13 protein-coding genes, 1 tRNA gene and 1 other RNA gene are annotated in these 12858 nt (G+C 62.4%); 7 read left to right on the forward strand and 8 right to left on the reverse strand.

The genetic code is table 11. The features are described from left to right. The first annotated feature begins 166 nt into the window (after positions 1-166). Positions 167-790 (forward strand): hypothetical protein, encoded by a 624-nt coding sequence (locus H0O22_RS10250; protein ID WP_185186563.1) that lies wholly within the window; start codon positions 167-169, stop codon positions 788-790. Positions 791-1542: 752 nt separating this feature from the next. On the opposite strand, the gene tkt is transcribed toward H0O22_RS10250, so the two are convergent. The 3 genes from tkt to acpP are packed head-to-tail and all read right to left on the reverse strand — an operon-like array spanning position 1543 to position 5092. Then, complete coding sequence (gene tkt / locus H0O22_RS10255; protein ID WP_185186564.1) at positions 1543-3546, reverse strand: transketolase; 2004 nt, start codon at positions 3544-3546, stop codon at positions 1543-1545. A gap of 44 nt (positions 3547-3590) precedes the next feature. Beyond that, complete coding sequence (gene fabF, locus H0O22_RS10260) at positions 3591-4838, reverse strand: beta-ketoacyl-ACP synthase II (protein ID WP_185186565.1); 1248 nt, start codon at positions 4836-4838, stop codon at positions 3591-3593. Positions 4839-4849: 11 nt separating this feature from the next. Beyond that, entirely contained in the window at positions 4850-5092 is a 243-nt protein-coding gene (acpP, locus tag H0O22_RS10265; protein WP_010312348.1) for an acyl carrier protein, read from the reverse strand. 136 nt (positions 5093-5228) lie between these two features. On the opposite strand from acpP, the gene psaC reads away from it, so the two are divergent. Together psaC and glmS are read left to right on the forward strand one after the other, a co-directional pair. Beyond that, a complete protein-coding gene (gene psaC / locus H0O22_RS10270; RefSeq protein WP_006850103.1) occupies positions 5229-5474 on the forward strand; it encodes a photosystem I iron-sulfur center protein PsaC in 246 nt (81 codons plus the stop codon). A 60-nt stretch (positions 5475-5534) separates the two neighbouring features. Beyond that, on the forward strand, positions 5535-7427 hold the full coding sequence (glmS, locus tag H0O22_RS10275) for a glutamine--fructose-6-phosphate transaminase (isomerizing) (RefSeq protein ID WP_185188398.1): 1893 nt from the start codon (positions 5535-5537) through the stop codon (positions 7425-7427). 5 nt (positions 7428-7432) lie between these two features. Here the strand turns inward: glmS and H0O22_RS10280 are convergent, their stop codons facing one another. After that, entirely contained in the window at positions 7433-8863 is a 1431-nt protein-coding gene (locus H0O22_RS10280) for a mannose-1-phosphate guanylyltransferase/mannose-6-phosphate isomerase (protein WP_185186566.1), read from the reverse strand. 69 nt (positions 8864-8932) lie between these two features. Further along, on the reverse strand, positions 8933-9514 hold the full coding sequence (gene rimM, locus H0O22_RS10285) for a ribosome maturation factor RimM (RefSeq protein WP_185186567.1): 582 nt from the start codon (positions 9512-9514) through the stop codon (positions 8933-8935). A 54-nt stretch (positions 9515-9568) separates the two neighbouring features. On the opposite strand from rimM, the gene H0O22_RS10290 reads away from it, so the two are divergent. Continuing rightward, positions 9569-9751, forward strand: a complete 183-nt coding sequence (locus tag H0O22_RS10290) for an NAD(P)H dehydrogenase subunit NdhS (RefSeq protein ID WP_185186568.1) — start codon at positions 9569-9571, stop codon at positions 9749-9751. Here the strand turns inward: H0O22_RS10290 and rnc are convergent. Continuing rightward, positions 9729-10439, reverse strand: a complete 711-nt coding sequence (gene rnc, locus H0O22_RS10295; protein WP_185186569.1) for a ribonuclease III — start codon at positions 10437-10439, stop codon at positions 9729-9731. The genes H0O22_RS10290 and rnc overlap by 23 nt on opposite strands. A 2-nt stretch (positions 10440-10441) precedes the next feature. Then, positions 10442-10839, reverse strand: an RNA gene (gene rnpB / locus H0O22_RS10300) — RNase P RNA component class A. 22 nt (positions 10840-10861) lie between these two features. Here rnpB and H0O22_RS10305 point away from each other — a divergent pair. From H0O22_RS10305 to H0O22_RS10315, 3 genes are all read left to right on the forward strand, one after another. Continuing rightward, positions 10862-10935 (forward strand) — tRNA-Arg (locus tag H0O22_RS10305). Between the two features lie 92 nt (positions 10936-11027). Continuing rightward, a complete protein-coding gene (locus H0O22_RS10310; RefSeq protein WP_185186570.1) occupies positions 11028-11342 on the forward strand; it encodes a hypothetical protein in 315 nt (104 codons plus the stop codon). Between the two features lie 76 nt (positions 11343-11418). After that, positions 11419-11877, forward strand: a complete 459-nt coding sequence (locus H0O22_RS10315; RefSeq protein WP_185186571.1) for a hypothetical protein — start codon at positions 11419-11421, stop codon at positions 11875-11877. Here H0O22_RS10315 and H0O22_RS10320 read toward each other — a convergent pair. Next, a complete protein-coding gene (locus H0O22_RS10320; protein WP_185186572.1) occupies positions 11834-12856 on the reverse strand; it encodes an acetate/propionate family kinase in 1023 nt (340 codons plus the stop codon). The genes H0O22_RS10315 and H0O22_RS10320 overlap by 44 nt on opposite strands. Positions 12857-12858: the final 2 nt, after the last annotated feature.

Raw genomic sequence — 12858 nt, forward strand, 5'->3', positions numbered from 1 at the left:
CTCTGGCTAGCCACTTGGAAGGACGCGAGTCGATCAACTAATTAGACCCTGACTCGCTGCTTACCCCTTAATTGCTAACGATTCTTTGGTTGCCTGATGGCATTACGTTCTTAGCCTTCTCACAGAAATGCTCCCTTAGCACGGAAGTGAATGATAGCTACTACGTATGTCTGCTATGATTTGCTTACTCTCTGGTTTTGTTGGCATGAGTGTTATTACAGATGCATACCGCATAGAGCAGAAAGCATTACATGAAAATCCCTTCTATGGAGTTGCCTCCAAGCATTACGCCCCACTTGTAAGTGAGATAATAAAAAAGCTAGGTATATCGTCACTGACTGATTATGGTGCCGGGAAGAAAAGGCTTTTTCAGTCCTTAGTTGATATCGGTATTGACCTTAAAGAATACAATCCATATGATCCAGCTTTTCCTGAGTACGGCAAACCAATGCCCGCGCAGCTGGTCTGTTGTATAGATGTGCTTGAACACGTTGAACTGGACTGCTTGGACGACGTGTTATCTGAAATTCATGCAAATATGCAAAACTACTGCTTCTTGACTGTTCACACGGGGCCAGCAATGAAGCATCTCTCTGATGGCCGCAATGCTCATATCACTCAGGCACCATCATCATGGTGGCTTAAAAAGCTTACAGACTATTTCGAAGTTCTACAGCTTCAAACCACTACTAAGTTTGGAAAAGGTTTTTGGATAATAGGGAGCAAGAAGAATGGAGCGCTGAAGGTAAACTCGCATGAAAAGTTCAACGCCCCAGCTGCCACGAAATAACTCCTACAAAGCAATTGTGCCTTTCTGGTATTGATTGATGGTCTTCATGCTTACTGTTCAAACTGTGTGGAGATTACCCGTATAACATATCGGAAAGTGTTTCTTTGGGTTTGGATTTGTGCGTTCTCTTGAGGCGGCTTTTATCGGCCTTTGCGTTTTAGTATGACTGGAGATTTCAGTCCTTTCGAGATCTACGCGGGTTCATCCGCTGTCGCGGTTGTAGCTTTCTTGTGCTACAGATAAACATGCTGAATTCACCTCTCTAGAATTAATTTCCTTGTAGCCCATAGGAAGCTTGTAGGAGGTCAGTCTCGGCGTCTCGCTTGACGAATATAGCGTAAAGACTGACCATGAAAAGTTCGGCAAATATGTTTTCAGGAGGTAGATGCAACTTGTATGCTTGCTTTATTGGGGGCTGATACTTTCTACGATTAGCCCTAGACCTTCGCGGAGATTGTACTCTGGCTCTATTTATGCTGGTGATCGACGTCTTTTAGGCATGAAACGTAGCATTCCCTCTTTGTCGTGAGAGTGTTCTGTGGGCCTTTTGGCAATATAGCGTGCAAGGTCTGGCTGAAATATAGAATCACCTCCGCATATCATAAGTACCTCTTTGAAAGAGTGTGCCGGGCATTGCTCCGGGGCTTTTATTCCGGACCATCGATGTCTTGCAGCACAGGTGCGGTTGAATTTCCCAAAAAAAGCCCCGCCAATAGCGGGGCTTGAGGGCATCAACGTGTTGATCTAGTTGATCATCCCAGAGCTTTCGCTTTGGCCACCACGTTCTCGACGGTGAAGCCGAACTTCTCCATGAGCAGAGGGCCAGGTGCGGAAGCACCGAAGCGGTCGATGGAGACGGTATCGCCTTCGAAGCCGGTGTACTTGTGCCAGCCGAAGCTGCTGGAGGCTTCGACCACTAGGCGCTTGCGGCAAGCGGCGGGAAGCACGCTCTCGCGGTAGGCGGCGTCCTGTTCTTCGAATAGGTCCACGCAGGGCATGGAGACGACGCGGACGTTCTTGCCTTCAGCGCGCAGCTGGGCGGCGGCCTTGACGCAGAGGTCGAGCTCGGTGCCGGTGCCGATCAGGATCAGGTCAGGGGTGCCGTTGCTGTCCTCAAGGATGTAGCCACCCTTGGCCACGTGGTCAGCGTTGGAGTTGCCCTGGTTGGCCATCGCCTGACGGCTGAGGAACAGCACGGTGGGGCGGTGGCGGTTCGCCACAGCCACCTTGTAGGCACCGCTGGTTTCGTTGCCATCTCCAGGGCGGATCACCAGCATGTTCGGGATCGAACGCAGGCTGGCCAGGGTCTCGATCGGCTGGTGGGTGGGGCCGTCTTCACCCAGACCGATGGAGTCGTGGGTCAGGACGTAGATCACACCCAGTTCGCTCAGGGCGGATAGGCGCATGGCGCCCACCATGTAGCCAGCAAACACGCAGAAGGTGCCGCCGTAGGGAACCAGGCCGCTGCCGTGATAGGCGAGGCCGTTCAGGATCGCGCCCATGGCGTGCTCGCGCACACCGAAGTGCAGGTAGCGGTTGCCCTCGGCACCTTTCTGGAAACCGGACTCACCCTTGATGTCCGTCAGGTTGGAGTGGGTCAGGTCGGCGGAGCCACCGATCAGCTCGGGCAGGTTGGGGCCGATGGCATTCAGGCAGTTGTAGGAATGCATCCGGGTGGCCACGCCCTTGTCGTCAGGGGTGTAGCTGGGCAGGTTCGCGTCCCATCCCTGGGGCAGCTCACCGCGCAGTTGACGCTCGAACTGAGCGGCTTCGGTGGGGTACTTGCTGCGGTAGTCAGCCAGGGTGGCGTTCCAGGCGGCTTCGGCGGCGGCGCCACGCTCGATGGCCTTGCGCCACTGGTCGTAGGACTCCTGGGGAACTTCGAATTCGCCGTAGTTCCAACCCAGGTTCTGGCGGGTCGCGGCGGCTTCGTCAGCACCCAGAGCAGCGCCGTGCACACCGGCGGTGTTGGCCTTGTTAGGGGAGCCGTAACCGATGGTGGTGGTCACCTTGATCATCGAAGGACGATCGGTGACGGCCTTGGCCTCTTCAATCGCCTTGGCAATCGCGCCAAGGTCGGTGTTGCCGTCGGCGACGTGGATCGTGTGCCAGCCGTAGGCCTCGTAGCGCTTCAGCACATCTTCGGTGAAGGAAACGTTGGTGTTTCCGTCGATCGTGATGTGGTTGTCGTCGTAGAGCGCGATCAGCTTGCCCAGGCCCAGGTGACCGGCCAGGGAAGCGGCCTCACCGCTGACACCCTCCTGGTGGCAGCCGTCGCCCATGATCACGTAGGTGGTGTGATCAACGAGCTTGCAATCAGGCTTGTTGAACTTGGCCGCGAGGTGTGCCTCGGCCATGGCCAGGCCGACGGCGTTGGCGATGCCCTGACCCAGAGGACCGGTTGTGACTTCGACGCCGGCGGTCTCGAAGGTTTCGGGGTGACCAGGGGTCTTGGAGCCCCACTGGCGGAATTGCTTGATGTCCTCGATCGTGACCGAGTCGTAGCCGCTCAGGTGCAGCAGCGCGTACAGCAGCATGCAGCCGTGGCCGGCGGACAGCACGAAGCGGTCACGGTTGAACCACTTCGGGTTCTTCGGGTTGTGCTGGAGGAACTTGTCCCACAGGGTGTAGGCCATGGGAGCGCAACCCATGGGCAGGCCGGGGTGACCGGAGTTGCTCTTGTTGATCGCGTCGACGGCCAGGAAGCGAATGCTGTTGACGCAAAGCGTGTCGACGGAAGCGGGAGCGACGACCATGGGTTACGGGTAGGGGAAGGGTGTACGGGCGGGGAGACCGCGGGTTAGTTGAACCGGCGGAACGCCAGGCAAACGTTGTGGCCGCCGAACCCAAAGGAATTCGAGAGCACCACGTTCAGTTTGTGTTCCCGGGCCTGATTGGGAACGACATCCAGATCACAGGCAGGATCCGGATTTTGGTAATTGATCGTAGGCGGGACCAGGTTGTGGCCAATCGCCAGGACCCCAGCAACGGCTTCAATGCCGCCGCTGCCGCCCAACAGGTGCCCGGTCATCGACTTCGTCGAGCTCACAGGAATCTGTTTCGCCCGCTCCCCCAGGGAGGACTTGATGGCGGAGGACTCGTTGGAGTCGTTCGCCGGGGTGCTGGTGCCGTGGGCGTTGACGTAATCGACTGCGTCCGCCTCGATGCGTGCGTCTTGCAGGGCAAGGCGCATTGCTTCAGCACCACCCACGCCGCCGGGGGTGGGGGAGGTGATGTGGTGGGCGTCGCAGGTCATGCCGTAGCCCACAACCTCAGCCAGGATCGTGGCGCCGCGGGCCTTCGCGTGCTCCAGGCTTTCGAGGACGAGCACACCGGCGCCCTCGCCGATGACGAAGCCGTCCCGTTCCGCGTCGAACGGGCGACTCGCCGTCGCTGGATCGTCGTTGCGGAAGGAGAGGGCCTTGGCGCTGGCGAAGCCAGCAACGCCCAGGGGGGTGATGGCGGATTCCGCACCACCGCAAACCATGGCGTCGGCTTGACCCAGCTGGATCAGGCGAAAGGCATCACCGATGGCGTTGGAGCCTGCGGCACAGGCCGTGGCCACCGCGGTGCTGGGGCCCTTCGCGCCGATGGCGATCGCCGTCAGGCCCGTGGCCATGTTCGGGATCATCATCGGCACCGTGAACGGGCTGACCCGTGACGGGCCTTTGCCTTCGAGCACGTGGGCCTGGGTCTCCATCATCAGCAGGCCGCCCACACCCGAACCGATGGCGGTTCCGATGCGGTGTGCATTGCTGTCATCAATGGTCAACCCGGCTTGGGCAACGGCCTGCTTGGCGGCGACAACGCCGAACTGACAGAACCGATCCCAGCGCTTGCTTTCCTTGGGCTCGATGTAGGCGGAGGGATCGAAATCCTTCACCTCAGCCGCAAAACGGCAGGCATGGGCAGATGCATCGAACAGGGTGATCGGTGCCACCCCGTTGCGACCACTGCTCAGTCCTTCCCAATAGGAAGTGACGTCATTCCCAATCGGTGTGACCGCGCCAAGGCCGGTGACGACGACGCGGCGGAGACCCTCCACCATCAATCCCTTCCTCAGGCCTGCTTGTCCTGGATGTACTTGACGGCGTCGCCAACGGTGGCGATGCCCTCAGCGGCTTCGTCGGGGATCTCGATATCGAAGGCCTCTTCCAGGGCCATCACGAGTTCAACGGTGTCGAGGGAGTCAGCGCCCAGATCGTTCTGGAAGTTGGATTCAGGCTTGACCTCGCCGGCATCAACGCTCAGCTGCTCAACAACGATCGAGCGGACTTTCTCGAAGATCGCTTCCTGGGACATGGCCGGAGTGTCGGACGCCGCATCCTACGGGTATGTGCGCCAGCGGCCCCCGTATGAACAAGGGTGACGGCCGCCGGGGTCCGTGGCTTGGAACCCCATCGGCATGAGTACCTTGAGCGTCGCGTCCAGAGACGACATGTCCCACGCCGTCAAGATTTACGACACCTGCATCGGCTGCACCCAGTGCGTTCGGGCATGCCCCCTCGATGTGCTCGAGATGGTGCCCTGGGACGGCTGCAAGGCCGGTCAGATTGCTTCATCCCCCCGCACCGAAGATTGCGTTGGTTGCAAGCGTTGTGAGACCGCTTGCCCCACCGACTTCCTCTCCATCCGCGTCTACCTGGGCGACGAAACCACCCGCTCCATGGGCCTGGCTTACTAAGCCCGCCTCCCATAAGCTCAAGCCCGGCCCAGCCGGGCTTTTTTATTGGTTCCAGGCGCTATGTGCGGCATCGTTGCGGTGATTGGTTCGCGCGAAGCGGCACCGCTCCTGTTGGAGGGTCTGCGTCAGCTCGAATACCGGGGCTACGACTCAGCCGGCATTGCCACAGTTGCTGCTGATGCAGGGCTGACCTGTCTGCGTGCAGAGGGCAAGCTCGCGAACCTCACTGCCCGTTTTGAGGCCCAAGGGGCGCAAGGGCACTGCGGCATCGGTCACACGCGCTGGGCGACCCACGGCAAGCCGGAGGAGCGCAACGCTCACCCGCACCTCGACGGTCCATGCCGCCTCGCGGTGGTGCAGAACGGGATCATCGAGAACTACCGGAGCTTGCGCGAGGAGCTCCAGGCCACCGGTGTGGTCTTCCGCTCGGACACCGACACCGAGGTCATTCCTCACCTTTTGAGCCAGGAGCTCGATCGCCTGGAGGCATCGGGCCAGACCCCGTCTCCGCAGCTGTTGCTCGCGGCGGTTCAAGCCGTTTTGCCTCGCCTGCATGGGGCCTATGCCCTTGCCGTGGTTTGGGCGGCCCTCCCTGGAGCGTTGGTGGTGGCCCGCAAGGCTGCGCCCCTGTTGATTGGTCTTGGGGAAGGGGAATTCCTCTGCGCTAGCGACACCCCGGCCCTGGCGGGATTTACCCGCACCATCCTGCCGATGGAAGACGGGGAGGTGGCCTTGCTGACCCCATTGGGCATTGAGCTCTACGACGAGGCCGGAGCGCGGGTTCAGCGTGCGCCGACGCTCCTGAGTGGGAGCGACCACGTGGCGGACAAGCGCAGCTTCCGCCACTTCATGCTCAAGGAAATCCACGAGCAGCCTGAGACCGCGGCGCTGTGGGTTGCGCGCCATCTTCCGGACGCTTCAGCGCGGGTCGCTCTGCCCCTCGATGAGAGCGTCTTTGAAGGCATCGAGCGCATCCAGGTGCTCGCCTGTGGCACCAGTCGCCACGCCGCCCTGGTGGGGACCTATCTCCTGGAGCAGCTGGCCGGGATCCCCACCAGCGTCTTCTATGCCAGCGAATTCCGCTACGCCCCGCCCCCGCTCGCCCCGAACACCCTCACCATCGGTGTGACCCAGTCGGGCGAAACCGCCGACACCCTGGCGGCCCTGGCGATGGAGCAGGAGCGTCGCCGCGGTGTTGCCGATCCTGCCTATGCACCCCGCCTGCTCGGGATCACCAACCGCCCCGAAAGCTCCCTGGGCCGGATGGTCGATCAAATTCTCGACATCGGCGCCGGCATTGAGGTGGGTGTGGCCGCCACCAAGACTTTCCTCGGCCAACTATTGGCCTTCTACGGCTTAGCCATTGCCTTTGCCGAGCGTCGCTCCGGCCGGCCTGGGGTTCTGGGTGCGGAGGCTGTGCAGCAGCTGATCGCTGGTCTGCGGGCGCTGCCCCAGCAGCTGCGCAGCTTGGTGGACGACCACGACAGCCGCTGCGAGCAGATGGCCCATCTGTTCGCGGATACCCAGGACGTGATCTTCCTGGGACGGGGAATCAACTATCCGATTGCCCTCGAGGGGGCGCTGAAGCTCAAGGAAATCAGCTACATCCATGCCGAGGGTTACCCAGCCGGCGAGATGAAGCACGGACCGATTGCCCTGTTGGATGTTCGGGTGCCCGTCGTTTCGATCGCCGTGCCGGGGACCGTCTTCGACAAGGTGCTCAGCAATGCCCAGGAGGCCAAGGCCCGGGATGCCCAGTTGGTGGGTGTTGCCCCGAACTGTCCAGATGCGGAGCTCTTCGACACCCTGTTGCCGGTGCCGGAAGTCGACGAGCTGCTCAGCCCGCTGTTGACGGTCGTGCCGATGCAGCTGCTCAGCTATCACATCGCAGCCCACCGGGGGCTGGATGTCGATCAGCCCCGCAACCTCGCCAAGAGCGTGACGGTGGAATAGCGCCCTTAGGCGCTGCGTCCGTAGAGGTCCTCGAAGCGGACGATGTCGTCCTCGCCGAGGTAGGGGCCGCTCTGGACCTCAATCATCTCGACGGGGATCTTGCCGGGGTTGGACAGGCGGTGTTTGCAGCCCAGGGGGATGTAGGTGCTCTGGTTCTCGCCCACCAACTCCTCCACGCCGTCCTTCTCGACGACGGCGGTGCCTTGCACCACGATCCAGTGTTCCGCCCTGTGGTGGTGCATCTGCAATGACAGAGAGGCGCCGGGGTTCACGCTGATGCGCTTCACCTGCCAGCGGTCGCCTTCGGTGATGCCGTCATAGGCGCCCCAGGGCCGGTAGATCTTGCGGTGGGCCTTGCTCTCCGGTGCGCCGCTTTGCTCGAGCAGCCCGACAATGCTTTTGACGTTCTGGGCCTGATCCCGCTTCGCCACGAGCACCACGTCATTGGTTTCCACCACCACGAGGTCCTCGACGCCCAGGCCCACCACCAAACGGTGTTCACTGCGCAGGTAGCAGTTGCGGCTGTTCTCGCTGATGACCCGGCCCCGCAGCACGTTGCCCTGCTCGTCCTGGTCGGCGGTTTCCCAGAGGGCGCTCCAGCTGCCCACATCGCTCCAGCCGGCCTGCAGCGGCAGCACGGCGCCCCGGTCGGTTCGCTCCATCACGGCCACGTCGATGGCGACGTTCGGGCACTGGGCAAAGGCGTCCTTCTCGAGGCGTTGGAAGTTCAGGTCTGAGCCGCCTTGGGCGAGGGCACTGCGGCAGGCCTGGACCACCTCGGGAGCGAGTCGTTCCAGTTCCGCCAGGATCACGCTGGCCTTGAACAGGAACATGCCGCTGTTCCAGGTGAAGCGGCCGGTGGCCAGGAAGCCTTCTGCGGTGGCACGGTCGGGCTTCTCCACGAACCGAGCGATCGGCACCGGGGTGCCCGCATCCCCCAGGGGTTGGGCGGCTTCGATGTAGCCGTAGCCGGTCTCGGGGGCGGTGGGGACGATCCCGAAGGTCACCAGTTGGCCCGACTCCGCGGCCTGGACTCCCGCTTGGACCGTCTGCCGGAAGGCCGCGCCATCGCGGATGACATGGTCGGCAGCGAGCACCAGCAGCAGCGGGTCATCGCCCGCGGCCATGGCCTGGAGTGCGGCAATGGCCACGGCCGGTGCGGTGTTGCGGCCCACGGGCTCCAGCAGGATCGCCGAGGGATCCACGCCGATCTGGCGCATCTGCTCGGCCACGATGAAGCGGTGGTCTTCGTTGCAGATCAGCAGCGGCGGCTGGAGATCTGCAATTCCCTCCAGCCGTTGCTGGGTTTGCTGAAGCAGGGTCTCTTCGCCTTGGCCCGCGAGGGCCCAGTACTGCTTGGGGTAACTAGCCCTGGATAGGGGCCAGAGGCGGGTTCCAGTCCCACCGCAAAGAATGACTGGAACCAGGGCCGCCATGGAGTGCACTCCTCTTGCACACCATTTCAAACCAAGCCCGGTCGCTTTGCCTGCGGTCTTGGTGCTGGTTTAGCTCTGTCCGTCCTCGGCCTTGGTTTCGGCGAGCTCCAGCAAGCCCGGCGGCGGGGTGATGCCGATCCAGCCCTCCTGGAGCTCCACCCGCGGAACAATCGATTCGACAAAGGGGATCCAGAGGGGCTGCTTTTTCCCGTCGAGTTGCACCTCCAGGAGGTCGTTGCCGGCATGGAGCAGGTCTTGCACGCGGCCGATGGGGGTGCCGCTCTCAAGCAGCCTGACCTCCAGGCCCACCAGATCCAGGAGGTGGAACTCGCCCTTCGCCAGTTTGGGCCGTTCGTCGCTGGGGACCAAGACTTCCTGGCCGACGCAGGCTTCAGCGCTGCTGCGGTCGTTGATGCCCTCGAGCCGAATCACAAACAGCTCTTTCCCGGGCAGTTTCCGGCCGGAGAGCAGCTGAACGGCTTGGGGCTCCGCTGCGGGTCCTCGCTTTTGGGCTGGCGGCCGCAGCCAGCGGGGCCCGGCCTTGGTGAAGCGTTCGGGGAAATCGCTGAGGGGATTGACACGCAGTTCGCCGCGCAGGCCTTGGGCGGCAACGATCTTTCCGACCACCAGCAGCTCGGGTTGTTGCTCCATCAGCCCAAGGGCCACACCTCAGCCTCGATAATGATTGGACGACTGGGCCTTCCTATGGCTGATTCCCTGCCGATCCTGCCTGGCTCCACCGTGGTGGTGCGCGATAGCCGCTCCATCTACAACGGCTACCAGGGCTTCGTGCAGCGCATCAGCGGCAGCAATGCGGCCGTGCTCTTTGAAGGCGGCAACTGGGACAAGCTCGTCACCATGCCCCTCAAGATTCTCGAGCAGGCCTGATCCGCGCGAGGGCCGCGCGGGCGGCCTCCTGTTCGGCCTGCCTGCGGGACCTGCCCCAGCCTTCGCCGAGGACCTGCTCCCCCAGATTCACCTGGCAGTGGAAGCGCCGGGGATCGGCGTGGATCTGACTGATTTCCTGGCAGCGGTAATTGGGAAGGCCGCGTTTTTGCCCCTGGCTCCATTCCTGCAGGGCTGATTTCCAATTGTGCAGATGGGGGTCGGCTTCAAAGGCCTTGGCGGTGGTTTGCCAGTGGGGGGTTAGCCAGCGCAGCACGGGCGTCAGATCCCCCCAGAGCCGGTAGAGCGCCCCAATGCAGGCTTCACAGGCTTCGGCCCTGAGGGTGGCTCGGGCGCTGGAATCTCCCGCGGCCGTTGGTCCAATGCGTAAGACGGACTCGATGCCGATTGCTTGGCCGAGTTCGCCGAGCCAGCGGTCACTGACCAGTTGGGCCCGCAGCGCGGAGCTCTGCCCCACGCTCAAGTTGGGGTAGTGCTGCTCCAGGAATTCCGAAGCCGCGAGGCGCAGCACGGCATCCCCCAGAAATTCCAGTTTTTCGTGGTTCAGGCTGAGCCCCGCGGAGGTGTGGGTTAGGGCCTCATCCAGCCGCTCTAGGTCCATGCCGGCTAGGGGCTTCAGCCCCAGGCTGTCCAGGAACTGCAGCAGTTGGGCGTGGCGCTCAGCGTTCATTGGGGTGAAAGCAGGACGTAAGCCGGGTTCTGTTCTCCTCTCCGAAGAAAGGGGGCGATCATCTGTCTGGGACCACCGTTACCGGTGGCCTCAAGCGGCGCAAGAAAAACGGAACGGGTGTCATGGCCAACCCTTGTTCCTAGGCCTTGCTCCCAGCCGGGGTTTACCGAGCCAGCACCTCTCGATGCTGCTGGTGCGCTCTTACCGCACCTTTGCACCCTTGCCTGATCCCCGAGGGGCCATCGGCGGTGTGTTTCTGTGGCACTCTCCTCACGGTCACCCGCACTGGGCGTTACCCAGCAAGCCTGGCCATTGGGGAGCCCGGACTTTCCTCAACCGGTCCGTTCCACCAGCCAGAGGGCTTGGGCGTCTCCCGGTCGCGATCACCTCGCCTGCTTTCAAACCCCATAATGGCGACCTGGGGGGCTGTAGCTCAGCCGGATAGAGCGACGGTTTCCTAAACCGTAGGTCGTGGGTTCGAGTCCCGCCAGCCCCGTTCTCGATTCGTTCAGGGGTATCCACCGCTACCGGTAGTGGCGTGCTGGACCTTGCCACTGCCGCTAGCGTGTAGGCAATCGCCACATGGCCATGGCACAGCTGCATGATCTCAGGCTGCGGCTACTGGTGCAACAGGAGAGTGAGCGCATCGTCGACAGCCTTCCCGACGGCCTCGACCTCTCGGTGATCCAGGCCCGCTGCCTGTGCTGGCTGGCCCTCTTGGCCGAGGCCCATGAGGACAGCGCCAACGAAGCCGTCCACGAAGGTGACACCGATCAGGCCATGGCCTGGTTCGCCGATTCGATGCGTCTGCGTGACGTGATTCAGGTGGTCAGCTCGATCGAGATCCCCATCCCGGGAGCCATCGACGACGCCAGTGACTCCGGCGACTCACTGGCCGCTTGAGCCAACAGATTCAGAATCTCTTTATTTCTGAGTCGTCCTGGTGTCATGATGGGATTTGACCCACGAAGGGACTGCGGTGCCGGAAGAGCCCTGCCAATGCCCTGACTGCCAGCGGTTCTACAGGGAACACGACCGACTGATTCGTGAGAACCCCACGCTGCGTCAGCAACAGGAGCTGAGCTGGGCTGCCCTGCAGTCATTCCGGACCTTGGCCGGACGGGTTCTCGAAGATCTACAGAAATCCACCCCAGAGCCTGGCGCCCAGCCTCCAGCTGCCGCCGCCGCTGGTGCTGCTCCCCAGGAAGCCTCGGCGCAAGAGGCTCTACAGCAGGCCGTCAGCGACCTCGAGAACATCAACGCCCATCTTTTCTCGATCGAAGCGCTGATGGAGCGCATCTTTGATGTGCGCGTTCCCGAGCCCGTGGAACACAAGTTCCGGGAGATTGCCGGTGAGCTGGCTCCCGATCCGCTGAATGCTGATCGCCTGCGTCTTAACCGACTGCTGCACCAAACCCCCGATCTGCCTGATCGCTGATCAGCCGGGCGATCATCCCCTCCTCGTCGGCGGGGATCTGCAGCCACTGGACTGATCCCAGCCAGCGCATTTCCGCCTGTAGCTGCTCAAGAAGCTGGTTGTCATTGGCGCCGATACCTCCAGTGAGTGCGATCTGATCGACGCCCCCCAGGCTGGCTGCCATTGCTGCGATCCCCGCTTTGAGCCGGTGCACAAAGACCTCAACTGCTAACTGGGCACCGTTGTGGCCTTGAGCCGCCGCGGCCCGCAGCTCGGTCCAATCACCGCTCAGACCGGACAGACCGGCGAGGCCGCTCTGGTGGTTCAGAGTCTCGCCGAGGTCGCTGGCGTCCCGGCCCGTTTGCAGTAAGGCCAGCAGGAGTCCAGGGTCGATCGAGCCGCAGCGGGTGGCCATCACCAGCCCTTCCATCGGTGTGAAACCCATTGAGGTGTCGATGCACTGGCCGCCTGCGATGGCGGCCACGGAGCAGCCGGCACCGAGGTGAACGCTGATCAGTCGCGGCCCCGGCGCCTGCTCGGCCACGTGTTGGTGGTTGATTCCATGGAAGCCAAAGCGGCGGTAGCCCTGCCGCCGCAGCGCCTGGGGGATGGCGTAGCTGTAGGCCGCCTCCGGCAGGGTGGCGTGGAAAGCGGTGTCAAAGCAGGCCCATTGCGGTAGGTCTGGCCGCCGCTGCTGCAGCCAACCGATCGCGGCGAGGGCCGGTGGATTGTGGAGCGGAGCGAGGGGGCTCAAGGCCTCCAGCTCAGGCAGGGTCGAAGCGTTGATCGGCGTCGGCGCCCGGAACCGTTCACCGCCATGGACCACCCGGTGGCCGGCCCGCGAGAGCCGGTCCCACCAGGGCGCCAGCGCGGGTTCGAGCCAGGCCCCGACATCGCTGAGACCCGAATGGGAGTTACTCCAGAGTCGCTGGGTTCCGGATGCGTCAAAGACAGCGGCCTTGAGGCTGGAGCTGCCGAGGTTGAGCACCAGGATCGCCACGG

It is taken from the genome of Synechococcus sp. LTW-R (assembly GCF_014217875.1).
GTDB lineage: Bacteria > Cyanobacteriota > Cyanobacteriia > PCC-6307 > Cyanobiaceae > Vulcanococcus.

Coding starts and splice junctions, on each gene's coding strand:
- H0O22_RS10250 (WP_185186563.1), top strand. CDS start 167: ATGTCTGCTATGATTTGCTTACTCTCTGGTTTTGTTGGCATGAGTGTT.
- acpP (WP_010312348.1), bottom strand. CDS start 5,092: ATGTCCCAGGAAGCGATCTTCGAGAAAGTCCGCTCGATCGTTGTTGAG.
- tkt (WP_185186564.1), bottom strand. CDS start 3,546: ATGGTCGTCGCTCCCGCTTCCGTCGACACGCTTTGCGTCAACAGCATT.
- H0O22_RS10310 (WP_185186570.1), top strand. CDS start 11,028: ATGGCACAGCTGCATGATCTCAGGCTGCGGCTACTGGTGCAACAGGAG.
- rimM (WP_185186567.1), bottom strand. CDS start 9,514: ATGGAGCAACAACCCGAGCTGCTGGTGGTCGGAAAGATCGTTGCCGCC.
- glmS (WP_185188398.1), top strand. CDS start 5,535: ATGTGCGGCATCGTTGCGGTGATTGGTTCGCGCGAAGCGGCACCGCTC.
- H0O22_RS10280 (WP_185186566.1), bottom strand. CDS start 8,863: ATGGCGGCCCTGGTTCCAGTCATTCTTTGCGGTGGGACTGGAACCCGC.
- rnc (WP_185186569.1), bottom strand. CDS start 10,439: ATGAACGCTGAGCGCCACGCCCAACTGCTGCAGTTCCTGGACAGCCTG.
- H0O22_RS10290 (WP_185186568.1), top strand. CDS start 9,569: ATGGCTGATTCCCTGCCGATCCTGCCTGGCTCCACCGTGGTGGTGCGC.
- psaC (WP_006850103.1), top strand. CDS start 5,229: ATGTCCCACGCCGTCAAGATTTACGACACCTGCATCGGCTGCACCCAG.
- fabF (WP_185186565.1), bottom strand. CDS start 4,838: ATGGTGGAGGGTCTCCGCCGCGTCGTCGTCACCGGCCTTGGCGCGGTC.